The organism is Citrobacter sp. Cf088 (assembly GCF_030334295.1).
GTDB lineage: Bacteria > Pseudomonadota > Gammaproteobacteria > Enterobacterales > Enterobacteriaceae > Citrobacter > Citrobacter freundii.
Genome location: NZ_JAOWEE010000053.1, coordinates 15,566 through 40,740, shown reverse-complemented (window position 1 = coordinate 40,740; position 25,175 = coordinate 15,566). Strand labels below are relative to the sequence as shown.

Below are 25,175 nucleotides of genomic sequence, written 5' to 3'. Positions count from 1 at the left end.
ACCCTTGCCCTCTCCCTAAAGGGGCGAGGGAATAAGTCAAAACCGGATGAGAGTGTTGGTTGGGTTATCAGGCGGAGCGTGGTGGCAACTGGTAGATTTCGTTTTCCAGTTCGTTCACTGCCTCTTCGTAAGCCTGCTTGTTACCAAAGCTGCTTTTGATAATTTCCAGCGGGCGACCCAGCGTGTCGAACGGTTTGAGCTTCAACACCTGAATATCTTCGATTTCCTGCACGCCTTCGTCAGCGTATTTATCCAGAAGTGTGTTTAACACGTTCTGCGCAGGCGCGGAATATTTGGTGAAGTAGTTACGCTTACGCACGTTGTTGGCACGTTCCTGGCGCGTGAGCGGCGGCTGGCCATAAACCACATGGCAAAGCAAATCGAACGGGTCGAGATCTTTACCCACCTCTTCGGCTAACACATCCCAAAGCACGCCTAACTGTTGCAACTCTTCGATGATCACCTGCTTGCGGTCGGCAGATTGCCATTTACGGGTGAAGTCATCAAGTGATGCGTAGTCTTTATCTTTTAGCAACGTTTTGCGGGTGTAATCCTGGAAGGATTCCGTGACCAATTTGCCGTCGGCATCGTAATACTGAACGCGTTTCGCCAGCACTTTGACCGCAACGCCGTTAACGTGGAATTTGCGGATTTTGTTTTCGTCGTCTTCTTCGAAAGCGCCAGTTCCATCGCCTGATGTCGGGTCATACGTTGCAGGTGTTTCTTCCATCCCAGTAAACACGTCAGGCAATTCGCTCTCTGCCGTGTCGTCTTCCAGTTGCTCGTCAAAATCAGAGTCCGGATCAGTAATCTCTTCTGCCGTGGTACGAATCACTTTTTCCGGAACGCCATCAAAACGTTCATCGGCAAACAGTTCGGTCGCTTTTTTGAAATCAAGAATGGTGAACCACAGCTTGCCGTGTTTTTCGTTGATACGCGTTCCGCGCCCGATGATTTGCTTAAATTTGGTCATCGACTGAATGTTTTGATCCAGTACCACCAGCTTGCAGGTTTGGGCATCGACGCCCGTGCTCATCAGTTCAGACGTGGTTGCAATTACCGGGTAAGGCTTTTTAGGATTGATGAAGTTATCCAGTTGCCCTTTGCCGATCTCGTCATCGCCGGTGATTTTCATCACATACTTTTCGTTCTTCTTCACCTGTTCCGGGTTCAGGTTGACCAGCGCCCGGCGCATTCTGTCGGCATGGTCGATGTCGTTACAAAAAACGATGGTTTTATCCATCGGGTTGGTGCGTTTTAAATAGTCGGTGATGGTTTGCGCCACCAGCAGGGTGCGCTCATCAATGACCATGGTGCGGTCGAAATCTTTCTGGTTATAAATACGGTCTTCAATCAATTCGCCGTGTTTATCCACCTGCCCTTTGGTCGGACGCCAGCCTTGTAAATCCACGTCGATATCCACACGCACCACTTTGTAAGGGGCGAGGAAGCCATCTTCGATGCCTTCTTTCAGGGAATAGGTATAGACCGGTTCACCAAAGTAGTCGGTACTGGAGACTTCTTCGGTTTCTTTCGGCGTGGCGGTGAGGCCAATCTGGGTGGCACTGCTGAAGTATTCGAGGATTTCACGCCAGGCGCTGTCTTCCGACGCGCTGCCACGGTGGCATTCGTCGATAACAATCAGGTCAAAGAAATCGGGCGCGACTTGTTTAAACGCTTTCTGATGTTCTTCTGGCCCGGTAATGGCCTGATACAGCGCCAACTGGATTTCATATGCCGGGTCGATGGTGCGCCCGGTGATTTTTGTCATCGCGCTGCCGAAAGGTTGGAAATCGTTAGTTTTGGTCTGATCAACCAGGATATTGCGGTCAGCGAGGAATAGAATGCGTTTCTTGTTTTTGGCTTTCCATAAACGCCAGATAATCTGAAAGGCGGTGTAGGTTTTCCCGGTTCCGGTCGCCATCACCAGCAACACGCGCTTTTGCCCGGCAGATACGGCTTCTATGGTTTTATTGATGGCCTGTAGCTGATAGTAACGCGGGGATTTTCCTGAGTTGTCATCGTAGTAATCCTGGCTGATGACGGGCATTTGTTCAGTAGTAAAACCTTTCCAGGCGCAGTATTTATCCCAAAGCTGCTCAGGGCCTGGGAAATCTTCCAGCTTGATTTCAGATTCAAGCTGAACAGGGTTGGTTTTATCGTGAAAGATAAAGCCATCACCGTTGGAGGCAAAAACAAACGGCACATCAAGCAAGCGCGCGTAATCCAGCCCTTGCTGCATCCCTTTGCCTATCTCATGCTTATTGGCTTTTGCTTCTATAACGGCAAGCGGTAATCCCGGTTTGTGGTAAAGCACAATATCGGCTGATTTCACCGTCAGGCGCGCCGCCAGTTTGCCGCGTACAACTACTTTGCCATCACGGAGTTTTACCTCCTGGCGTATCTGCGTCATCACGTTCCAGCCTGCGTCTTTGATCGCAGGTAGGATGAACTTGGTGATGATATCCGTTTCAGTCAGATGCGTTTTGTTTACGCCAGCCATAGCAGAGCTCTCAACGATATTGGGTTAGGTCTGATTTTACACAGATTACTACGTCAGGTAATGACCTGAAACGATGTTTTGAGCCAACGCTGTGAAAACCCTTATTCGTTAGCAAGGCTTCTGCTTTTGATTGACTCATGTAACCGCACAAACAAGTCAACACAACGCCTAGAAAACTCACCGTTGTTCATTTCAAGCCAGGCCCGGTTATGCGCTAACCAATCACTGTATTCGATGGGATCAAGGTCATGAGATATGTACCCATTAAATCGTCTATACCATGGCCACCACAAACTCGATTTAGTCCCTACAGGGAAATCGGCTTTCAGGCATTCGGCTGCCGCAAAACCTGACTCATTATTATTTGATGCGTTATCAAGCTTAATACCGTAAATCCAATCCTGGTAATACCCTCTGGCTGGTTCAATGCAGAAATGCCAGCCAACAGCGCCAGGAGGACGCAGCCCTATTCCGAACTCTGGGTATAACTTTCGACAGACTTCCCAACCGATGGGTGGTATTAAATCAGCAGTCGCTTTTTTAGTCAGGGTTTGATAAATGCTATTTTGCAGGCTTAATAAACTTAACGTCGTATCCAGTGTGGATTCGTCATTAAAGATTTTGTCTAACAACACATCCACAACCTTCCCCTCCCTACAATTCAGCACATTCACCGCAATAAAACGCTGTAAATCGAATAAAAAGACTCGCAAACGATTAGGTATCTCATCGTTTTTACACAGCCCATCAAGCCACGCAACAATACTTTGGTAAGACAGGAGGACAAGCTCACCAGACTGAATAGCGGCATCACATTGGTGCTCATCAATACTAAAAATACTTGGTCTGCTCCCTTCGGGAGTCAGGTAAATCAGCAGCGTATCGTTTAGTACGCTGCGGCGCTTCCTTAGCTCATGCAGATAATCCAGAACCTGATTAGGTTGATCGGCGGCACTGGGTTTGTTCTCTATCCCAAGTGTCCATCGCTCTCCCTGCACTACGATATCAATTCGACGTTTAGTGCCCAGTGCATCGGTTTGCTGCTCACACTGTACAAACCTGCAAGATGTTGCATCCCATGCGCCTCTTCCAACCAATTCCAGAAAACTACTTAGAAAGAGTGTTTGCTGACCATGAACATCGCGCACATTGAGTAAATCCGCCATGATGCGTGAAAGGCCATTTTCGTCGGCAGTGATATACCGAAAGACATTAAACTCAATCGCATCATTTTTGCTGATGCTTTCACGGACCTGCCGGGCCTCTTTCAAGCACACTGTCATTTGGTCCAGCCAATCAAGACTCACCATATCCCTCTGCCATCTTTAATTGCTCGAAACAGCCATTGTAACAGCCCACAAACCCAACCGATGGGATGACCCGCTCATAAAAAGGCAGGGTGCAAATTCAATGCCTGTTACTTTCCCAGGTTCTCTTCCCGTGATACCCAGAATTGGATCAGTCACCATCACTTGATGGTATCTGTGATGGTACTGAGAAACCCAATACAAGATAAATATCTTTATATCAATGAATTAAACGATAATTCGATTCCTGCAGGGACACTCTGATATTAATGCATCCTTTTTAAATCCAATCAATTACCAGCCAGTTCATCACTGGGCCAGGCGGTAGAACGGCACATTCCTCACTGTTGCAGTAAGATTGTCGGACACCATTGTCTGCTCTGTAGCTATCCGCATCCCTGCTTTTCTCAGCCTCAACACATCAGCGGCAATACGCTGGCTGCCAAACCAGAAAAGCCCGTCCAGAGCAGTGACATCAAGGCCCGATTCAAGTGCCAGCTTCAGACGTTCGCGTGGTGCTTTTACTGTTTTAGCAATCTGCTGATATGGCGCTTCGCTTGAACCTGCAGGGCTAATGCGCCGGATTCGATGCGACAGGCGGTACTGAAATTCATCCGGTATCCCACCGAGACTCGCTTTCAGGCTGTAAACACAACCAAAGCGTTTGCCGTTAAAGATGACGTTTTTCTGACTAAGCTGCAGCTCTTCACGCACGCTGGCAATCAGTTGCGGGGTACGGAGTAATAACAGGCGGAAAGGCAACTCAAAACTGGTCACGTAATCCACATTCAATAAAGCAATACGCAGACGCTCTTGCGGTCCCGCCTTCAATTCGCGACATTCAGTAATAACATCAGCCCACTGGCCGGTAAGGCGGGAACTCTCAGTCGCCTCAGTAAAGCTGTATTTTTCAGTCTCATAATCAATACGTTCAGTCACACGGAATTCCCTTCTGGCCACATCTCGGTATCGGTTGTTCACTTTACCAGCGACAAGATTGCTATGTCAGGAATCTTTTCTTAACCCGCCCAATATTTGCTTCATACCATCACACTAAGATGACGACAACTGACCGATCCGGCGCGTTTACCGGATCGGTACAGCGGCGTCATGTCAGACAACAAAACGATTGACCAGCCCCTTCATGGTGACCGACAGATTGTCCAGCCGCTGGCTGTCGCTCGCGGCCTGAGAAACCAGCGCCGCATTTTGCTGCGTAACCTGCTCCATCGGTCGCAGAGCTTGGTTTATCTGGGTTACCCCTTGCGACTGTTCCGTCGCCACACGCGCGATATCCGCAATATATTGCTTCATACTGGTGGTATTGTCCGCTGCCGCTTCCAGCGCGGTAGCAGACGCCGTGACCCGCTCAACGCCCTCACTAATTTTAACCATATTCTGCGCAACCAGCTCGCGGATCTGGTTAGCTTCTTTGGCGCAACGCTGTGAAAGATTCCGCACTTCACTGGCCACAACCGCAAACCCCCTGCCCATCTCTCCTGCCCGCGCAGCTTCCACTGCCGCATTCAGCGCCAGTAAGTTAGTCTGAAACGAGATATCATCAATTGAGGTCACAATATTCGATATTTTCTCACTGGAAGCGCGAATATCCCCCATACTCTGGTTCGCCGCAGAGGCAACGTTACTGGCCTGTCGGACCTCTTTTTCCAGCCTGATTGTCAGATGCTCCGCTTCGCGGGCATTATCCGCTGTTTGCGTAATCGCAGTTGATAGCTGCTCCATACTGGCCACGGCTTGTACTATTGATGCAGCCTGTTCATCTGTACGTTGAGCCAAATCCTGATTTCCCACCGTAATACTGCTGCTGGCATCGGACAAAACCACGGCACCTTGTTTAATCTCCTGTACGATATGCTGAATACTTTCCAGCATCGTGTTATAGGCACGATTAAGTGAGGAAAGCTCATCTTTACCCGGCGTCGCCAGACGTTGAGTCAGATCGCCATTCATCCCCGCAATCTTGCGCAGCGTGTCGCTGAATTGGCGATGCATATTGATTGCGATGGCTCCAGCGAAGGTCAATGATGCCAGTAGCGCTAACAAGCTGACGACCATATATATTTGCCAGTTTTTTCGTGCATCCTGCGCGAGTTTTTCTGCATTCGCCAACAGAAGATTTGCCGTCACATTTTCTATCTGCCGCATCACTTCAATACGCTGGGTTTGTACTTTGAACCAGGTAGTAGGATCGACACCAAATCCACCGTTCTCGACATGATTAAACGCGGTTTCACGAAATGAGAGGGCTTTTGACGCTTCTGCAGATTGTAAGCGATTTTTCAACATGGCCGCCTGTTCCGGCGAGCTCAGGCGCAACGATTGTGCCAGCCAGACGTTCTGTTTACTGACGACATCACTGAGCTGATGTAACTGTCCGTCGGCGAAATGACCGGAGGAAAAGATATTTGATAACAGTGCCCGTTCAATACCCGCTTGTTCTTTCAAATTCAGCAGATTGTAGTAGGCGGCGAATGCGTTTGCCATTTCGCCAGAATCCGTCAGCTGCCCCAACTTGCCGACAAAACTCAGCACATCAGCAATGACGTTGGTGTAAAACTTAACCACATCTGCGGCTGGAAGCCCCAACTGCGTGACATTTTCCCGGATGGTGGCGAGCGAAAGAATGTTTTTCTTAAACGCAGCGACAGAGGTAGCAACATCCCCTTCCGGTAATGCAGTATCGGACAACGAGCGCACGAATACCTCGATCTCGCGATCGGTCAAAGCCCGCTGTGCGTTTAACTCATCTTTAAACGTAGTCCCTGCAGCCCCCAGAAATCCGACACTCATTCCCCGTTCTTTTTGCAGTTCATGCACCACATTTCCGGCACTGCGTGCGAGCGCTGTCAGTTGGGCAATATTCTCCATCTGCCGTTCTGTCTCAATGCGCGTCAATATTCCTGAACCTGCAAACCAACACAACGCCAGTAATAGTGGTTGTAGCGCGATTATTAACTTCATTTTCATCGGCATTCGATAAACCCACCACATGCCACTTCCCTCCATTGTCCATATTTTCATTATGGTTATCGGCGTAAAGAAGCGGCTCTTTAAATTTGAGCAATGGGCAACTGTTTGTTTTTTAGATTAAATATTTACCAGAATAACTCTATTTAATTACTTCAATCAGAATAAAACGCTGACTAATGTGAATCTGCAAACCTATGCTCCATTTTATTAACTTATTCGGCATATTATTTTTTATTAAAAAAATCAGGTAATCATCAACTGATTCAGCAAGGGAGAGAGACTCAGGACAGTGATAGCAGTCGAGATAACAACCGTGACTGCGGCCATCATTATGGCGTCCCGCCGAACGTTAAGGTTATAATCCTTACAACGATTTTTTGGATTAGAAGCGACAATGACAAAACTTACCCTACAAGAACAGATGCTTAAAGCGGGTCTGGTCAGCAGCAAAAAAATGGCGAAAGTGCAGAGAACGGCGAAAAAATCGCGCGTTCAGGCTCGTGAAGCCAGAGAAGCGGTTGAAGAGAATAAAAAAGCGCAGATCGAGCGTGATAAACAACTCAGCGAACAACAGAAGCAGGCCACGTTGTCTAAAGAGTATAAAGCGCAGATCAAGCAACTAATTGAAATGAATAAAATCACCATTACCCGTGGCGATATTGGTTACAACTTTACTGACAATAATCTGATCAAAAAAGTCTATGTTGATAAGGTGACTCAGTCTCAGTTGATCAAGGGCCGCCTGGCTATTGCCCGTCTGACGGCTGAAAGTGGTAGCGAGAGCGAATACGCCATCATTCCGGCAGTCGTCGCCGACAAGATTGCCCAGCGCGACGCAAGCTATATTGTATTAAATTGCGAGCTGAGCCAGGAAGCGAAGGACGAAGACGATCCGTATGCTGATTTTGTCATCCCTGATGATTTGATGTGGTAAGAAAAAACCAGATATCCGTTATGTATTTCGGTGAACGCTCACGCCGCCACCGAAATACTGTCAACGTCTCTTCATCCCCACATTCCACCTGCTAAAACTTATAGTGTTCTTTGCTCAGTCCGTATTTTCTCATGCGTAAATAGAGTTTTTTACGCGGGATTTGTAAATACTCCGCGACTTCATTAATACGCCCCTGATGGATATTTAGCGCTTCAGTAATGATCTGCCGCTCGTACTCGTCGACCCGACGATCGAGCGGTGTCGGTTGAGGCAAATGCAGTTGCGGATTCGCGGTTTCAGCCAGTGGCAATAGCCCAACGGCAAAAAGCTCGGCGGCATTGGCCAGTTCCCGAACATTGCTTAACCACACGCGACGCCGCATACCTTTTAGTAATTCCCCGTCAACCTCAGGCACAGGATGGTTCAGACGCAGACAGGCTTTCTGCAGATAATGGCGAAACAGCGGTTCAATATCATCCGGGCGCTGAGACAACGGCTGGCAACCAATTTGCGTCATCGCAAAACAGTAATAGAGTTCGGCCACAATCTGGTTGGTTGCCGCCAGTTCCACCAACGAAGTGGCGCCAATGCCAATTAAGCGAAACGGACGTCGCTCCTGGCTTTGCAAATGCACCAGCTGGTGTTGCTGTTCACGCGTCAGGCACTCAATATGGCTCAGAACCAGCGTTCCCCCTTGCGCCTGGGCAATAAGGTCATTGAGTTGTTCCGAGTTCCCGGGCGTCAGTTCACCGCGAATAAACGCGCCTTCAGCGCTGCGCCCAAGTTGATGTAAATAACGGGCCCCGGTCATACGCCCGGTTCCCGGCTCGCCATAAAACCAGACGGCAATATCCGTTTCCGCCAGTTGCCGTAAACGCTGGCGATACTGATTAACCCAGTCACTGTAGCCGACCAGTTCAACTTGTAGCTTTTGCTGGCAATAGTGACGACGTGCAATAACAGATTTTCTCTGACGCAACGCATCCTCTACCAACACCAGCAGTTTGCCAGGATCAACCGGTTTTTGCAGAAAGTTCCACGCCCCTTTCTTCACCGCGTCCACCGCCATCGGAACATCTCCATGCCCGGTGATCAACAGGATCGGAAGCTGATTGTCATCCTGATGAAACAACGTCATCAGGTCGATTCCATTACAGCCAGGCATACACACATCGCTCAGGACAATCCCTGGCCAGTCGGCCTGCAACCAATTTCGGGCATCAAAAGGGTTACTGCATGCGAATACATGATATCCCTCCTGTTCAAGCAACAGAGTGTAAGCGTCGAGAACATCGGCATCATCATCAATAAGCAGAACAGAATATTCATCACTCAACATCGTTTACATCCGTCAGATTAAATTGCAGAACGACGCAGGCATTGCGCCCCGGGGTTGACGCCAGGCGCAGTTCGCCGTTCATTTGCATCATTAACGATACACAAATCGATAAGCCAATACCGAGGCCAACATCCTTACTGGTGGTAAACGGTTTTAACAGTGATGGTAATAATGCCCCAGGCCAACCGGGGCCGTTATCGCTGATAAATACGCACAACCGGCTGCCTTCGGCCTGCCAGTGAACATCTATTTTCGCCGCTACCGGACAGGCATCCAGCGCATTTGCCAGGACGTTTACCAGCACCTGCTGAATACGCACTTCATCACCAGCCACCCACACGCTCCGGTCTGGGAGCGTCAGCGTACCCTGCTGTGGCATATGCCGCATGGACAACAGTTCCCAGGCAGCATTGAACGTTTGTCGGAGATCGACCGGATGCAGAGGCGTACCTGGCTCGGCCCGGCGCGCAAATTGACGCAGCGAACGGATAATGGCATCAATGCGAGTAATCAGTCCCTCCGCTTTGGTTAATGTGCTTCTGGCCTGAGCGGATTGCCCCTGTTCAATTGCCCTGCCCGCCGTAAACAGGTACATCGACAGCGCATTCAGCGGTTGATTAATCTCGTGCGCCAGCGTGGTCATAGTCTGGCCGACCACCGCCAGTTTTGCGGTTTGGATCAGCTCATCCTGCGTTGCGCGAAGATCGGATTCAATCTCTTTGCGCTCAGTCACTTCCTGCTCCAGCTGATTTTTTTGCGCGCTCAACTGGCCCAGAGTATGGCGCAGCAAGCCTGCGATACGCCCCAGTTCATCGCGTCCATATACCGGGATAGTGGCATCCGTTCTGCCAAGACCAATTTGCACCACGGCCTGGTTGAGCGCAGTAAAACGTTTCACCAGACGCGAACGAATGAAGTAGTGATTAAGCCCCCAGGCGAGAAGTAGCGCCAGCAGCGTCGCCAGCAGGATAAGTCCACCGCTGACACGAACAATTTGTTCCAGCCGTTGGTTAAACGTCTGCATTTGCTGATGGCTACTCCCCAGTTGCGCTTCAAGCAGTGTTCGAAAGCGCCCAAGTGTGGCCTCTCTGGCATGGCTGGCATCAACGAGCGCTTTTTGCGCGGCGACATAATCGCGCATGGTATCGGGCATTTTATTTTTCATCATCCCGATTTCCAGCAGCTCATCGATAGTTTGTCGCAGTGTGATAGTGCTGGGCCAGTCATCAAGGGTACGGATATTTTCATCCGCCGTTTTCTTCAGATTTTCCAGGTAGCGGATGTGATTCTCCACCAGCATTCCGTCGTCGCTACCCGATTTCAGTTCATTAAGCCTGTCGCGTAAATCATCAACGATCTGGTTTTCACTTCTTGCCAGGGTGTAAACCTGCTGCTGCTCGTTTTGCACCTCTCGGGCACGTTTGAGATACAGCGCCGCATCACCATTTTTGGCCTCGATTTGATCCAGCAACGTCCCCTGCTGCCAGGTAAAATCCTGCACCAGTGAATTCAGCTCAGTAGTAAAATCATCATGTAGCCAATCAATGCGCGCGGAAAGTTCGCTCACTTTTTCGCGTACAAGGAACATGTTGTAGAGCACCCGGTCCAGTTCTGCCATCAGCGCCCGGCTGTCTTGCAAAATCACCGCCAGCTGCTGCTGTTCTGCTGGTTGCAACCCCCTGCTCAGCACTTCGATTTTATCCAGATGCGAGATTATCTGATTGCGCAGTTGCAGCCTTACCGTCGTATTGGGAGCCAGCAGGAATTCATTAAGCTGGTCCACAACCAGGTTGAGATTCCCTTCAATCAAAAAAGCGGAATGCACGCGCGGGAAGTAATCATCAAGCGAATAGCGTATCTGCGAGCTCTGCTCATGCCAGGAGTACAAACTGACGCAGCTTACGCTCAACGTCAGTAATGCGCCCGTCAGAAAGGCTCCTCGCAGACTGCTGCTGATGCTGAGCTGACGCAGACGGTGCAGTATCGATCCACCTTTCATTTTAATTCTTCCAGTTTTGATATCGCCTGACGCTGATTTTTAAGAAACCAGAGCTGCCACTCCATCATCTGCTGTTCGGCAACGCTTTTATTATCAAACTGCGCAAGCCAGGCTTCATCTTCACTACTTTTGGCATCTATCGGAACGCTGGTCAGTAAGGCTCTGATTTCGGGTAGCGGGCGTTTCAGGCGAGCTTCCGCACTGTATAGCGCCCGCCATGCATCCTTTAGTTGCGCAAGACGAAAACTGATTGCGGTATCAAACATCCGCTGCACCAACTGTTGCCGCTTAAGGATCAGCCGATAATTAAGCGCAGGCTGGTTCATTAAAATGGCCTGCTGAGCAGCGCGGGGATTATCAGATGCGAGCTGCGTTACCGGGTATTTCCCCGTATTCGCATCCGCAAGGATCCGCTGTCCCTCCGGGCTTAACAAATAGCGGATAAAACGACGCGCTTCATTGGGATGCTGGCTGTTATTGAGAACAGCAACATAGGTTGGCGATACCGCCGAGCGTGGAAAATAGGTAAACGCCAGGTGAGGATCGTTAAGCAACAAGTTGGCATAATTATCAATGACCGGCCCCGCAACGCCAAGGCCGCTCTTAATTTTGTCGGCTACGCCAAAACTGCGTGATGAAATCGTCACCAGATTTCCAGCACTCGCCAGTAATGTCGCCCAGCCCTCTTCCCACCCTTTTTGCTGTAGCAACGACTCAACCATCAGATGGTTGGTATCGGAACGCGACGGGCTACTCATTAACAAAGCGTTCTGATATTTAGGATGCGTTAAATCCCCCCAGTCAGCAGGAGGCGACAAATGACGCGCCGCCAGCGCAGAACGGTTAATCAATAGGCCAAAACCAGATATCGCAACAGCCACGGAGGTAGAACGAATCGAGTCCGGCACCAGCCGCTGGCTTTCCGGCAGCACATTATCGAAGGGCGCCAGCTTCTGATGCTCCTGAAGATGCTGCAACAGCATGGGCGACGAGGTCAAAATCAAATCGACGTTCTCCGCATTGGCAGTATCAAGCAGTTGTTCCAGTGAACTGCTGGTCCGGTTTAATGTGCGAATCATCACCGACCCCGGTTCCGTCTGCCAACGCTGAATAATCCAGGCCGTTGCCCCCGGTGAAAAGGTTGTCGCCATTACCAGCTCTTTACCCTGCGCCAGATAACTCACCGACAGCGACATAAAACAGAGCAAGATCGCCCAACAACGCCCCCGGCCCAAAAGTCTGTTTGTGATCCCGTTCATAAATACCAACATGTGCAAAAAATAATATTGAGACAAAACTTACCCGTTTATCACTGCCAGAGGGAAGAATAAGGTTATTCGTAGAATAACCAAACGGAAAGTGACGGCATCGGTAAAGAATACCCGAAAACGCAGCCTGAATTTGTTAATATCCGCACACGCCGATGATAAAAACGTCCGTAAAAGAATAGAATTGAAAATCCATTATTTAAAAAGAGTCAAAATCAGCCACGCAATCCACAAATTGTGTCAATAGTGACTCATTTCATCAACTTGAGTTTCTCTGCCGCCTATTTCACTCTTCACTGCGAAAAATCCTGATATTCACATCAATATAAATTTAGGTGATGATATGTTATCAATATTTAAAACAGAGCCAGCGGCAAATAAAGTCCCGGCGGAGAAAGTCCAGGAAACGTATGGCCGATACCGCATTCAGGCATTACTCAGCGTATTTCTTGGCTATCTTGCGTACTATATTGTGCGCAATAACTTCACGCTCTCAACACCGTACCTGAAGGAACATCTGGATCTCAGTGCCACACAAATTGGTCTACTCAGCAGCTGCATGCTTATTGCTTATGGGATCAGTAAAGGCATTATGAGCAGCCTGGCAGACAAGGCCAGCCCTAAGGTCTTTATGGCATGCGGCCTGATTCTGTGCGCCATTGTAAACGTCGGTTTAGGATTCAGTACCGGATTCTGGATTTTTGCCGCTCTGGTCGTTTTCAACGGTTTATTCCAGGGTATGGGCGTTGGCCCTTCATTTATTACCATTGCCAACTGGTTTCCACGTAAAGAACGTGGGCGCGTTGGCGCATTCTGGAATATCTCTCACAATGTTGGCGGTGGTATTGTTGCCCCGATCGTGGGTGCCGCCTTTGCCATTTTGGGGAGCGAGCACTGGCAAAGTGCCAGCTATATTGTTCCGGCCGGTGTGGCCGTCCTGTTCGCTTTTATTGTGCTAATGCTGGGGAAAGGTTCACCGCGCCAGGAAGGCTTACCGGCTCTGGAACAAATGATGCCGGAAGAAAAAGTCGTATTAAATTCCCGACACGCTGTCCAGGCGCCAGAAAATATGAATGCCTTCCAGATCTTCTGCACTTATGTGCTGCGTAATAAGAATGCCTGGTATGTTTCACTGGTAGATGTCTTCGTCTATATGGTGCGTTTTGGCATGATTAGCTGGTTGCCTATTTATCTGTTAACCGAAAAACATTTTTCGAAAGAGCAAATGAGCATCGCTTTTCTGTTTTTTGAATGGGCGGCAATCCCTTCCACATTACTGGCGGGTTGGCTTACCGATAAACTGTTTAAAGGCCGTCGCATGCCGCTGGCCATGATTTGTATGGCGCTGATTTTCGTCTGTTTGATCGGCTACTGGAAAAGTGAATCCCTGCTGATGGTCACTATTTTTGCCGCCATTGTGGGTTGCCTGATCTATGTTCCACAGTTCCTCGCTTCTGTTCAGACGATGGAAATCGTCCCCAGCTTCGCTGTGGGGTCAGCGGTAGGTTTACGCGGATTTATGAGCTACATTTTTGGCGCGTCGCTGGGAACCAGCCTGTTTGGCGTAATGGTCGACAAAATGGGATGGCATGGCGGATTCTATCTGTTGATGGGTGGAATTGTCTGCTGCATCCTGTTTTGCTACCTCTCTCATCGTGGCGCGCTGGAGCTCGAACAACAGCGAAAAAATGCTCAGCAAGAGGAAGCCTCACTCCAGTTGGCGGATGCCCGGTAATTCATTTCGCTCTCACAAAAAAGTGCCAGCGATGCTGGCACTTCAATAACTCAGATAAATAACAAAAAGCTCAACGTGATAATTTATTGCTAAACGTAACATTCCAAATTATTGCTTACCGTAACCCACCATAAAGCGAATAATCAAACCGCAAGCAGGAGCAAGAAACAGGAATAACCCGGTTACCATTTCGTTACCATTGGTCAATCGCATAGTAAAAAAGTAAATTAATGCCGTAAGGATGGCCATGCCGAGAAAAGCGCTGATTGACGCCGCAGCGCCCATAACCTGCCAGATATAGCAACTGACGCACAAAATGCTCAGAGCGAGAAAGATCCAGAAATAGAGCATAGCGATACCTCCTGTTTGCCGTAAACTTAACGTAAGTCCTTACACTCCCTTAACTTTATATTCTAAGACAATTCCTATCCTCGTGCAATTTCAGCAACATCTTAGTTACAAAAATCCTTCACCTGCATACTATTACTCTCTCGGGCAGACATTTATTTAATCTGCATAAAAACAACGGATTATATATAGGTTAATTTTTGTTCTTAATCGCCTTAAAAACATTTACGAATCTTGAGTAATTATTTCTGGCTGACATTAATTTTCGGGTGTACATTGTGCGTCCGATCATTCATGCCCCCTCGTGGTTTTGTCCTGACTCAGTTTTACACTCTTTACAGGAACCAATGTCGTTCATGGCGGCCTAACGATCAGTACAGAGTGTAAAGCGAAAGACAAAGAATCTTCGCGATACATCTATTTCGTATCAACAACAGGTGCTTATGTTCCCCCAATGTAAATTTTCACGCGCGTTTTTGCATCCGCGCTACTGGCTCACGTGGTTTGGTGTTGGAGTGCTCTGGTTACTGGTACAGCTTCCCTATCCCGTATTGTGTTTTCTTGGTACCCGTACAGGAACGCTGGCTCGTCCATTTTTAAAACGCCGTGAATCTATTGCACGTAAAAATCTCGAACTCTGTTTCCCAAATTTGTCGCAGGAAGAAAGAGAGAAACTGGTCGATGAGAATTTCCGTTCACTCGGCATGGGGCTACTTGAAACAGGTATGGCCTGGTTCTGGCCGGACCGTCGAGTGCGTAAATGGTTTGATGTAGAAGGACTGGACAACCTGAAGCGCGCCCAGTTGCAAAATCGTGGCGTGATGGTTGTCGGCGTACACTTTATGTCGCTTGAGTTGGGTGGCCGAGTAATGGGGCTTTGTCAGCCAATGATGGCGACCTATCGCCCGCACAACAATAAGTTGATGGAGTGGATCCAAACCCGTGGTCGTATGCGCTCCAACAAGGCGATGATCGGCAGAAATAATCTGCGTGGTATTGTCGGTGCTCTGAAAAAAGGAGAAGCCGTATGGTTTGCCCCCGATCAGGACTACGGTCGTAAAGGAAGCTCGTTTGCCCCCTTCTTTGCCGTCAAAGATGTGGCAACCACCAACGGTACCTACGTGCTGTCGCGTTTGTCTGGTGCAGCGATGCTGACCGTAACCATGGTGAGAAAAGCAGATAACTCTGGTTATCGCCTGTTCATCACGCCTGAAATGGAAGGTTACCCGTCTGATGAGTGCCAGGCAGCGGCCTATATGAATAAAATTATCGAAAAAGAGATCATGCGCGCCCCCGAGCAGTATCTCTGGATCCACCGTCGCTTCAAAACGCGCCCGATGGGTGAAGCCTCGTTATATATCTGAAAAGAAAGGCCGCAAGGCCTTTCTTTTTTTCTACGGCTGAATTACTTCACGCCCCATTTATTGTGGAGTTCAGTCATTCGTTCGCTATAGCTTCGGGCAATGCAGGCTGGCTCATCATCCTTCTCCTTCCAGCACTCGTTGCGTCCTTTGATCCAACCGCGCTGCTCTGCTTTTAACATCGGATCATTCTTCGATTTAGCCAGTGCCTGTTTAAAAATTTCGTTCAATTTCAGATCCATTGCAGAGAGCGATGGGCTCTGGCAAATAATATCTTCCGCACTTCCCTTTTGAACAGCAGAGCAGGAGTAAGACGGACCAGCGTTGGTCGATTTTTTCGCTGGAGAGTAATCAATATTGTCCTCCGGCAGGCAAACCCCGTGCTTACGATTAGGTCCAGTCCAGGATACGTCCGGATTTCCGTCATCTTTGCGGGAGATAGAAACGGTATTTTTACCACTTGTCGCCTCCCAATAGTTTTCATTGAAAGCCTTCACCGTCGCCTTCCCGCCATCAATCCAGACATTGCCTTTACCATCACTATTCACACCACCAATACTTGCGCAGCTGAAATTGAACGCCAGCGGCGAGGCCGCCATCGACGTCAACGGCGTAAGAGCGAGTGCTAACATCATTAACCTGGTCATTTTTAACCTTTTCATTATTAAATTCCGCGAAAAATTAACCGCATTAACATCATGGCGATATGAGAACTATCCGAGTAAGCATTCCGTCGCTCAATAGCAATTTATTACCGAAAGAAATTAAACTGTCGCCGAATCACGACACTTGTAAGTTATTAAAATTAAATAAAAAAATGCCTCTTGTCTCACCTCATTTTTAGGCGTACATTAGCGCCGTCTGGAGCATTAAAGCTCAGAATTCTGAGGTGATGCAGCCAAGTAAACGAGGGGAATTCTCCATTTCGTTTATGCGTGCATCAGCTCTCTGTCAGGTAAGCATATGTTCATTTAGACATACCCAAGGTATGCGGAGAGATGAAAAGTGAAATATTTCTTTATGGGCATTTCTTTTATGGTCATCGTTTGGGCCGGTACTTTCGCCCTGATGATCTAAATTAAAAGACGCAGCAAAAAACAGGAGCCATCAGGCTCCTGTTTGCGTTTTGGGGGAACATTCGGTCAGTCGGTACTTTCAGAAGTCGATTTTGCACTGGTCGGTAACAGGCCATCTGCACGGAACATTGCTTTGATACCGCGAATAGCCTGGCGGGTACGGTCACGGTTTTCAATCAACGCAAAACGCACATGCGTATCACCATAATCACCAAACCCAATCCCCGGCGAAACGCATACCTTCGCTTCATTCAGCAGTTTCTTGGCAAACTCAAGTGACCCCATCCCGGCATATTGCTCTGGAATTTTCGCCCAAACGTACATCGAGGCTTTTGGCACCTCGACCATCCAGCCAGCTTCATGCAGCCCTTTGACCAGCACATCACGACGACGTTTATACTGCTCTGCAATATCTCGCACGCACTGCTGATCGCCTTCCAGCGCGGCGATGGCCGCAACCTGTAACGGTGTAAAGGTTCCGTAATCGTGATAGCTCTTAATTCGCGCCAGCGCGTTCACTAGCGTTTTATTGCCCACCATAAAACCGATACGCCAGCCCGCCATGTTGTAGCTTTTCGACAGAGTGAAAAATTCAACTGCGACATCGCGAGCGCCCGGTACCTGCATAATCGATGGCGCTTTCCAGCCGTCATAAACAATATCAGCGTAGGCCAGGTCGTGAACCACCAGCACGTCATAGCGTTTAGCCAGAGCCACAACTTTTTCGAAGAACTCCAGCTCGACGCATTGTGCCGTCGGGTTCGACGGGAAACCTAAGATCATCATCTTCGGTTTCGGATAGCTTTCGCGAATCGCGCGCTCCAGCTCATTAAAGAAATCGACGCCTTCGACCAGCGGCACAGATCGTACCTGCGCGCCGGCAATCACCGCGCCATAAATATGGATGGGATAACTTGGGTTGGGTACGAGGACCGTATCACCGTGATCGAGCGTTGCCAGCATCAGGTGCGCAAGTCCCTCTTTGGAACCGATGGTCACAATGGCTTCGGATTCAGGATCGATCTCAACGTCATAGCGTTCCTGGTACCAGCGGGAAATCGCCCGACGCAGACGCGGAATACCGCGAGAAGTGGAATAACCGTGCGTATCCGGGCGCTGCGCCACGGTACACAGTTTTTCAACAATGTGAGGAGGCGTGGCCCCATCCGGGTTCCCCATGCTGAAGTCGATAATATCTTCGCCGCGCCGACGCGCAGCCATCTTCAGTTCAGCCGTGATGTTAAAAACGTACGGGGGAAGGCGATCAATACGCGTAAAGCGACGTTCAGGGCGGGAGTCAGCCATAATATCCTCAGATTAACGTTAGCGCCCGGACCGTCCGAGCGACGCTGCCACGATGGTGGCACGTTTAGAAAATAGCCTGAATAATTTCCTTCTGTCGAGAGGCAAAACAAAATATTTTTTCCTGACAAAAAAGAGGAACAACATAGTAAAATGAGGAAATATTCATTTTCACAACCCGCTTAAAATTACCATCATTTAACATTTTGTTGTTAAATACATTACCTTGAATGCAGCGCTGACAGGACAGGTATTGTAAATACAACAATCATGCAACAATCCCCTTTTAATATTATGGTTTTTCCTCATTAGGCACAGGCTGCGTGGGTGCTGGTCATCCTGGCCCAGGTTACCTATCATAGAGGTTTAACCCTTGCGCAAGAGTCACCCGTGCACGAAATATTCAATATGCTGCTGGCGGTATTTGACCGGGCAGCACTGATGCTGTTCTGTCTGTTTTTCCTGATTCGTATCCGCCTGTTCCGCGAACTGTTGCACAAATCAGCCCACTCCCCAAAAGAGCTGCTCGCCGTTACCGCGATTTTCTCAATGTTTGCCCTGTTCAGTACCTGGTCCGGCGTACCGGTTGAAGGCTCACTGGTTAACGTGCGTATTATCGCGGTCATGTCAGGGGGGATTCTGTTTGGCCCGTGGGTCGGTATCATTACGGGCCTCATCGCGGGTACCCACCGCTATCTGATCGACATCGGCGGCGTCACCGCCCTGCCCTGTTTTATCACCAGTATTCTGGCAGGCTGTATTGCCGGGTGGATCAACCGTAAGATCCCTAAAGCGCAGCACTGGCGAGCGGGCATTTTAGGCGGAATGCTGTGCGAATCCCTGACGATGATCCTCGTCGTCGTCTGGGCCCCCTCTATCGCACTGGGACTGGATATTGTCTCAAAAATCGGTATCCCAATGATCCTGGGCAGCGTCTGCATTGGCTTTATCGTCATGCTGGTGCAAAGCGTGGAGGGCGAGAAAGAGGCCAGCGCTGCGAAGCAGGCTAAGCTGGCGCTGGATATTGCCAACAAAACCTTGCCGCTTTTTCGGCAGGTTAACAGCGAGTCGCTCCGCCAGGTATGCGAAATTATTCGCCATGACATCCATGCGGACGCCGTCGCAATTACCAATACCAAGCACGTTCTGGCCTACGTTGGCGTGGGGGAACTTAACTACCGTGATAACGATGATTTCGTCAGTCCTACCACGCAGCAGGCGATCAATTACGGAAAAATCATCATTAAAAACAATGATGAAGCGCATCGCACACCGGAAATACACTCCATGCTGGTGATCCCGCTGTGGGAGAAAGGTGTTGTCACCGGTACGCTAAAAATCTACTACTGTCACGCCCACCAGATAACCTCCTCGCTGCAGGAAATGGCTATTGGTCTGTCGCAAATTATCTCGACTCAGCTTGAAGTTTCCCGGGCGGAACAGCTACGCGAAATGGCAAATAAGGCAGAGCTACGCGCACTACAAAGTAAAATAAATCCTCATTTCCTGTTTAACGCCCTGAACGCGATTTCATCCTCGGTACGACTTAACCCAGACACCGCACGCCAGCTCATTTTTAATTTGTCGCGTTATCTTCGCTACAATATCGAATTAAAAGACGATGAGCAGATCGATATCAAAAAAGAGCTGTATCAAATCAAGGATTACATCGCCATCGAACAAGCGCGTTTTGGCGACAAACTAACGGTTATTTATGATATCGATGAAGAGGTAAGCTGTTATATTCCCAGCCTGCTGATTCAGCCGCTGGTAGAAAACGCTATCGTCCATGGGATTCAGCCCTGCAAAGGGAAAGGTGTGGTCACCATCAGCGTGGCGGAGTGTGGTAACCGGGTACGGATAGCCGTGCGGGATACGGGCCACGGTATCGATCCAAAAGTGATTGAACGGGTCGAATCCAATGAAATGCCGGGCAATAAAATTGGTCTATTGAATGTGCACCATCGCGTTAAGCTGCTCTACGGTGAGGGATTACATATCCGCCGTCTGGAGCCCGGCACTGAGATTGCCTTTTATGTACCGAATCAGCATTCGCCCGCAGCCGCACCGGCCACATTGTTGCTTTAACCAGGAGTGAAGTCGTGAAAGTCATCATTGTTGAAGATGAATTCCTGGCCCAACAGGAACTGAGCTGGCTGATAAAAGAGCACAGCCAGATGGAGATTGTCGGCACGTTTGACGATGGTCTGGACGTGCTGAAATATCTCCAGCACAACCGCGTTGACGCCATTTTTCTGGATATTAATATTCCCTCGCTGGACGGCGTATTGCTGGCACAAAATATCAGCCAGTTCGCGCATAAACCCTTTATTGTGTTTATTACCGCGTGGAAAGAACACGCCGTTGAAGCCTTCGAACTGGAAGCTTTTGACTACATTCTGAAGCCGTACCAGGAATCACGCATTGTCAGCATGCTGCAAAAGCTGGAAGCCGCCTGGCAACAGCAGCAAACGGGAACTTCGCTCGCCAGTCCGGTGGCCCGCGAAAACGATACGATCAACCTGATCAAAGATGAGCGGATCATCGTGACCCCGATCAACGACATCTACTACGCAGAAGCCCATGAAAAGATGACGTTTGTCTACACCCGGCGCGAATCGTACGTGATGCCGATGAACATCACCGAATTTTGCAGCAAACTGCCGGCTTCGCATTTCTTCCGCTGCCACCGCTCGTTCTGCGTGAATCTGAATAAAATCCGCGAGATCGAACCCTGGTTTAACAATACCTATATTTTGCGCTTAAAAGATCTGGAATTTGAAATCCCGGTTAGTCGGAGTAAAGTGAAAGAGTTCAGACAGTTAATGCACTTATAGCGCAGAGAAAGAGCGATGAAAGAGCCAGGCCTTCCCGCAGACCAACAGTTTTTCGCCGATCTGTTCAGTGGCCTGGTGTTAAACCCACAGCGTCTGGGGCACGTGTGGTTCGCAACCCAGCCCGCCACGTTACCGACCGGCAGTTTATGTATTGATCTTCCGCGCCTTGATATCGTGCTACGTGGGGAATACAGCAACCAACTGCAAAAACAGCAGCATAACCTGGCAGAAGGCGACATGCTGTTTATCCCGGCGAAAGCGGCCAATCTGCCCGGCGGCGACAAACCCGTGATGCTGCTGAGCCTGGTTTTTTCTCCGGCATGGCTGGGACTCTCTTTTTACGATAATCGAACCGCATCGCTGCTTCGTCCGGTACGCCGTATTGAGTTACCCCATCCACAGCGCGGCGAAGGCGAGGCGATGCTCACCGCATTAACGCATTTAAGCCGCTCTCCTCAGGCCCAGGATATCATTCAGCCGTTGGTGCTTAGTCTGCTGCATCTGTGTCGTAGCGTGGTGAATACCCGCCCAGACACTGAGCGCCCACGCGCTGAATTTCTCTATCATAGTATGTGTAATTGGATACAAGATAACTATGCCCAGCCGCTGACTCGCGAAAGCGTGGCGCAGTTTTTTAATATCACACCCAATCACCTGTCAAAAGTTTTTGCCCAGCACGGCACTATGGGGTTCGTCGAGTATCTGCGGTGGGTAAGAATGGCGAAGGCGCGCATTATCTTGCAGAAATACCATCTGTCGATTAGCGAAGTCGCACAGCGGTGTGGATACCATGACAGTGATTATTTCTGCCGCCTGTTCCGGCGTCAGTTTGGCCTGACGCCGGGAGAGTACGGCGCGCGTTTTCAGTCAGCGCGTTGATTATGTCAACACCTGCCAAGGCCGCCGCATCTTTGCTTTATGGTGAGTCGTTACAGCCGATGTCTGTGTGTTTAGCCCAATTGACCATTCCTTGGAAATCAACAATCACCACGGATTCATCGCCAACCACCCAGGCATCATGGCCTGGAGGAATGCGCGACAGCTCACCGGGCTTACAATCAAATTCGCTGCCATCATCCATTTTTATCCGCAGCACACCGGAAACGTGGTACTGAAAATGAGGGGCTTCGCAACTCTTCGTTCCAGCGATAGGTTGAACTGACGTAGACCACCGCCAGCCTGGTTCCAGGACCGCACGGCCGACAATTGCACCTCCCACATCGAGAAGCTCCAGTCGCCCGTGAGGGAACTCACGAACTTCGTCTGGAAGACCAAATGACTTCACTTCTGCTTTGTCCATTGCGCACCTCCTTAGGTTGATTACGCGCATGGCCGCTCTTAAATTATATCAGCAGCGGTCATTTATTGTACGATTCGTAATCTCAGCCAGGATCGTTGTAAAATAACGGCCTTTAGCTAAACCCTGCAGGCTTACTCAATAAAGTGAATATACGATGAAGAACAGACGTGTACTCTCCCTGATGTGTTTTCAGATGCTGGAATCAGGTGCGGATCGTCGGACCGTGAAAAGAGCCCTGACCTCCCGCCGTGTTAAAGGTCGCCAGGCGGTAGTTCTGCTCTGCAAACAAGAGATGACGTTGTTGAGGGCCGGGAAACTACCGTTCTCTGATTGATAATTTCCCTTTCTGACCCTCTTATCCACTCTTGCTGTCAAACTTAAAGCGTCAGTTCTGCCTCCAGCAGCGCAAGAATGCTCTCAGCATTTTCAGCGGCAAACAACGACTGGCGGAACTGCTTGTTCACCAGCTTGCGCGCCAGCTGCGAAAAGACCTTCACGTGGTTTATGCCTTCATCGGCACCCAGCGTCAGCATGATCACCAGTTCCACATCACCCATCTCAGACTGCCAGTCAACGGGCTGCTGAAGCCGGGCAATGCTGATGCTGGAATGGCGGATCCACTGGGATTTCGTGTGCGGAATAGCCACGCCGAAGCCGACGGCGGTGGTGACGATCTCTTCACGCTGCCAGACATCCTCTTCCAGTTCAAACGGATGTTCAGTCCGTCCATTAACGCTAAGATTGCCGCACAGGAACTGGATCACCTGCTCTTTGTTACTCAGAGATTCGCCGACAAAGATGTTCTCCAGCGCCAGCAGCGGACGCACATCTTTCTGCGGTGCAAACTGGTTTAGCAGATCTTCTATCTCCTGAGCGCTACGGCATTCGCAGGCCTGCATGGCGAGCTCACGACATGCCCGGCCGTCCAGTTGACGAAGCTGGCTTTTTACCGCCGGAATACGTGGGCTGCTCATGCTCAGCTCATCCAGCCCGAGGCCCAGAAGCAGCGGTAAATAACGTCCTTCACCGCCCAGTTCGCCGCAAATACCCACCCATTTACCGCGTTCGTGCGCCACGCGAACAATCTGCTGTAACATGCGCAGGAACGACGGCGTAATCGGGTTGTACAGTGGCGAAACGCGCGGGTTATTGCGATCAACGGCGTACAAATACTGGGTCATGTCATTTGAGCCAATACTGAAGAAATCCACCTCATCACAGAAATGGTCGATGATGTAACACACCGAAGGGACTTCAACCATAATCCCCAATGAGATTGTCGGAGCATGACGTAAGCCATCCGCTTTCAGTGCCACCAACGCTTTTTGCAGTTCGCTTTTTACCCATAAAATCTGGTCGAGGCTGTGCACCATCGGGATCATCAGTTGCGCATTGCCGAAGGTCGCCGCCCGTAAAATCGCGCGCAATTGAGTGCGAAAAAGCCCGGCAAACTCCGGATAAATCCGCACCGCGCGATAGCCCAGGAACGGATTCTCTTCCTGCGGAATATTAAGATAGCGGATGTTCTTATCGCCGCCGATATCCATGGTGCGAAAGATAACCGGCTTGTCGCCCGCGGCCAGTAAGACCTGCTGGTAGGCTTCAAACTGTTCTTGCTCATCAGGTGCGCTGTCGCGGTCCATAAACAGCATTTCAGTACGAAACAGCCCAATCCCTTCCGCACCATTGGCAAACGCTCCCGGCGCTTCCAGCGCGGTACCGATATTCGCTGCAACGTCAATACGCTGATTATCTTTGGTCAACGCAGGCTGGGCGGCATCAAGCGCCTGCCGCCGCTGGCATTCATCGGCCAGCTTCTGCGCAATCGCGTAATAGCCGCGAACGGCATCGTCTGGATTGATGGCTAATACCCCACATCGGGCATCCAGTATCGCATGCTGCCCGGAATACCGGTTAATGGCCGCTAGCGGCAAGCCGCTAAGTACCGGAATAGCTGACGCACGGGCAAGGATCAAGGTATGTGAAGTGCGCCCCGTTTTCTCCAGGATCATGCCAGACAGATGCTGCAAATCGAGGCTTAAAAACTGGCTGGGCGTCAAATCCTCAGCAACCAGAATCGTCGGTTTATTCAGCACCAGCGCATTACGCGGTCGTCTTTCAGGCCAGGTGATGTGCAGCAACTGTTCGCTGATATCACGGATATCACTGACGCGTTCGCGCAGGTAATCACTACCGGAGGCCAACAGCTTGTCGCACACCAGCTCCATATTGGCAACAATTGCCGCCCCTAGCCCCAGATGTTGCTCCAGCATTAAGCGGCGAATATTCCCGGCAAACTCGTCATCCTGAATCAGAGACAGATGCGCGCTAAGGATGGTTTTACTCTCGCCGTCGCGCTCGCGCAGCTGCTGATTGAGCTGTTCGGCAAGCGTCGCCAGACTATGCTCCAGCCGGGTATTGTCTTCCGCACTCGCCGCAATCGCACGATAACTTTCCAGGTTATCACTCTGCCAAAGCGTGAGCGTACCTGCTCCCACGCCACCTGCCAGTACGCTGCCGTACAGCAGGTCCGGGTTGAGGCGAATCAGCGAACGCGGCAACGGGTGCGCCGCCAGTTCCGCCGGGGTCGGCTGAACGCTATCGCTGTCAATAAACCGGTGCTGCAGGTACTCCTCCAGCGCTCGCCGGGCCTGTTCTTCATCGCGACCAGTAATGGTCAGGCTGCAATTGTCGTTAAACAGCGTTCCGGTACCTATCAGCGCCAGCGAGCTTTTCGCATCCGCCCTCGCATTCTGGCGATGATTAATAAATATCACCTCACTTTGCCACTGGCAGCACTGTTCTTTCAGCTCCCACGCCGGACGCGCATGCAGACCATTGGGTAACGGGCAAAGAAATTGAATCGTTAGCATAA

The 25,175-nt window shown here is 50.0% G+C and carries 20 protein-coding genes; 8 read left to right on the top strand and 12 right to left on the bottom strand.

What is annotated here, in order from left to right:
- Positions 1–67: 67 nt before the first annotated feature.
- The 4 genes from hsdR to OGV71_RS12940 all read right to left on the bottom strand — a co-directional run bounded on the left by hsdR (position 68) and on the right by OGV71_RS12940 (position 6,822).
- Positions 68–2,503 carry an EcoAI/FtnUII family type I restriction enzme subunit R gene (hsdR, locus tag OGV71_RS12955; protein ID WP_286533430.1) on the bottom strand — a complete coding sequence of 812 codons (2,436 nt, stop codon included), beginning with the start codon at positions 2,501–2,503 and terminating at the stop codon, positions 68–70.
- A 101-nt stretch (positions 2,504–2,604) separates the two neighbouring features.
- Positions 2,605–3,813 (bottom strand): PDDEXK-like family protein, encoded by a 1,209-nt coding sequence (locus OGV71_RS12950; protein ID WP_286533428.1) that lies wholly within the window; start codon positions 3,811–3,813, stop codon positions 2,605–2,607.
- A 306-nt stretch (positions 3,814–4,119) separates the two neighbouring features.
- Complete coding sequence (locus OGV71_RS12945; protein WP_071696939.1) at positions 4,120–4,749, bottom strand: ECs1377 family protein; 630 nt, start codon at positions 4,747–4,749, stop codon at positions 4,120–4,122.
- Between the two features lie 174 nt (positions 4,750–4,923).
- Positions 4,924–6,822 carry a methyl-accepting chemotaxis protein gene (locus OGV71_RS12940; RefSeq protein ID WP_003845056.1) on the bottom strand — a complete coding sequence of 633 codons (1,899 nt, stop codon included), beginning with the start codon at positions 6,820–6,822 and terminating at the stop codon, positions 4,924–4,926.
- Positions 6,823–7,195: 373 nt separating this feature from the next.
- Between OGV71_RS12940 and OGV71_RS12935 the strand changes: the two genes are divergently transcribed.
- A complete protein-coding gene (locus tag OGV71_RS12935; RefSeq protein ID WP_003839289.1) occupies positions 7,196–7,735 on the top strand; it encodes a DUF2058 domain-containing protein in 540 nt (179 codons plus the stop codon).
- A 91-nt stretch (positions 7,736–7,826) separates the two neighbouring features.
- Here the strand turns inward: OGV71_RS12935 and pgtA are convergent, their stop codons facing one another.
- From pgtA to pgtC, 3 genes are read right to left on the bottom strand one after another with little or no spacing between them, the layout of a single operon-like run.
- Positions 7,827–9,074, bottom strand: a complete 1,248-nt coding sequence (gene pgtA / locus OGV71_RS12930; RefSeq protein ID WP_204583392.1) for a two-component system response regulator PgtA — start codon at positions 9,072–9,074, stop codon at positions 7,827–7,829.
- Positions 9,064–11,058, bottom strand: coding sequence for a two-component system sensor histidine kinase PgtB (gene pgtB, locus OGV71_RS12925; protein ID WP_204584398.1), 1,995 nt, complete (start codon positions 11,056–11,058; stop codon positions 9,064–9,066). Before pgtB ends, pgtA begins: the two co-directional genes overlap by 11 nt.
- Before the next feature lie 11 nt (positions 11,059–11,069).
- Entirely contained in the window at positions 11,070–12,269 is a 1,200-nt protein-coding gene (gene pgtC / locus OGV71_RS12920) for a phosphoglycerate transport regulator PgtC (RefSeq protein WP_103414868.1), read from the bottom strand.
- Between the two features lie 415 nt (positions 12,270–12,684).
- On the opposite strand from pgtC, the gene pgtP reads away from it, so the two are divergent.
- Positions 12,685–14,076 (top strand): phosphoglycerate transporter PgtP, encoded by a 1,392-nt coding sequence (gene pgtP, locus OGV71_RS12915; RefSeq protein WP_204583391.1) that lies wholly within the window; start codon positions 12,685–12,687, stop codon positions 14,074–14,076.
- Between the two features lie 108 nt (positions 14,077–14,184).
- Here the strand turns inward: pgtP and OGV71_RS12910 are convergent, their stop codons facing one another.
- Positions 14,185–14,427, bottom strand: coding sequence for a YfdY family protein (locus OGV71_RS12910; RefSeq protein WP_003028231.1), 243 nt, complete (start codon positions 14,425–14,427; stop codon positions 14,185–14,187).
- 440 nt (positions 14,428–14,867) lie between these two features.
- On the opposite strand from OGV71_RS12910, the gene lpxP reads away from it, so the two are divergent.
- On the top strand, positions 14,868–15,788 hold the full coding sequence (lpxP, locus tag OGV71_RS12905) for a kdo(2)-lipid IV(A) palmitoleoyltransferase (RefSeq protein WP_032949710.1): 921 nt from the start codon (positions 14,868–14,870) through the stop codon (positions 15,786–15,788).
- A 41-nt stretch (positions 15,789–15,829) separates the two neighbouring features.
- Here lpxP and OGV71_RS12900 read toward each other — a convergent pair whose 3' ends face one another.
- Positions 15,830–16,447: a lysozyme inhibitor LprI family protein gene (locus tag OGV71_RS12900; RefSeq protein WP_003839265.1), complete on the bottom strand. Its 618-nt coding sequence runs from the start codon at positions 16,445–16,447 to the stop codon at positions 15,830–15,832.
- A 343-nt stretch (positions 16,448–16,790) separates the two neighbouring features.
- On the opposite strand from OGV71_RS12900, the gene ypdK reads away from it, so the two are divergent.
- On the top strand, positions 16,791–16,862 hold the full coding sequence (gene ypdK, locus OGV71_RS12895; protein ID WP_010723117.1) for a membrane protein YpdK: 72 nt from the start codon (positions 16,791–16,793) through the stop codon (positions 16,860–16,862).
- 65 nt (positions 16,863–16,927) lie between these two features.
- Here ypdK and alaC read toward each other — a convergent pair whose 3' ends face one another.
- Positions 16,928–18,166 (bottom strand): alanine transaminase, encoded by a 1,239-nt coding sequence (gene alaC, locus OGV71_RS12890; RefSeq protein WP_003028236.1) that lies wholly within the window; start codon positions 18,164–18,166, stop codon positions 16,928–16,930.
- Positions 18,167–18,553: 387 nt separating this feature from the next.
- Between alaC and OGV71_RS12885 the strand changes: the two genes are divergently transcribed.
- Genes OGV71_RS12885 through OGV71_RS12875 form a run of 3 tightly spaced genes read left to right on the top strand, consistent with a single transcriptional unit; the run spans position 18,554 to position 21,879 of the window.
- Positions 18,554–20,251, top strand: coding sequence for a sensor histidine kinase (locus OGV71_RS12885; RefSeq protein ID WP_204583390.1), 1,698 nt, complete (start codon positions 18,554–18,556; stop codon positions 20,249–20,251).
- A 14-nt stretch (positions 20,252–20,265) separates the two neighbouring features.
- Positions 20,266–21,000 (top strand): two-component system response regulator YpdB, encoded by a 735-nt coding sequence (ypdB, locus tag OGV71_RS12880; protein ID WP_003028240.1) that lies wholly within the window; start codon positions 20,266–20,268, stop codon positions 20,998–21,000.
- Positions 21,001–21,015: 15 nt separating this feature from the next.
- Entirely contained in the window at positions 21,016–21,879 is an 864-nt protein-coding gene (locus tag OGV71_RS12875) for an AraC family transcriptional regulator (protein ID WP_003845017.1), read from the top strand.
- Between the two features lie 37 nt (positions 21,880–21,916).
- Here OGV71_RS12875 and OGV71_RS12870 read toward each other — a convergent pair whose 3' ends face one another.
- On the bottom strand, positions 21,917–22,300 hold the full coding sequence (locus OGV71_RS12870) for a cupin domain-containing protein (protein ID WP_080953243.1): 384 nt from the start codon (positions 22,298–22,300) through the stop codon (positions 21,917–21,919).
- Between the two features lie 154 nt (positions 22,301–22,454).
- On the opposite strand from OGV71_RS12870, the gene OGV71_RS12865 reads away from it, so the two are divergent.
- Complete coding sequence (locus OGV71_RS12865; protein ID WP_204583389.1) at positions 22,455–22,634, top strand: hypothetical protein; 180 nt, start codon at positions 22,455–22,457, stop codon at positions 22,632–22,634.
- A 43-nt stretch (positions 22,635–22,677) separates the two neighbouring features.
- On the opposite strand, the gene ptsP is transcribed toward OGV71_RS12865, so the two are convergent.
- Positions 22,678–25,173, bottom strand: coding sequence for a phosphoenolpyruvate--protein phosphotransferase (gene ptsP / locus OGV71_RS12860; RefSeq protein WP_204583388.1), 2,496 nt, complete (start codon positions 25,171–25,173; stop codon positions 22,678–22,680).
- Positions 25,174–25,175: the final 2 nt, after the last annotated feature.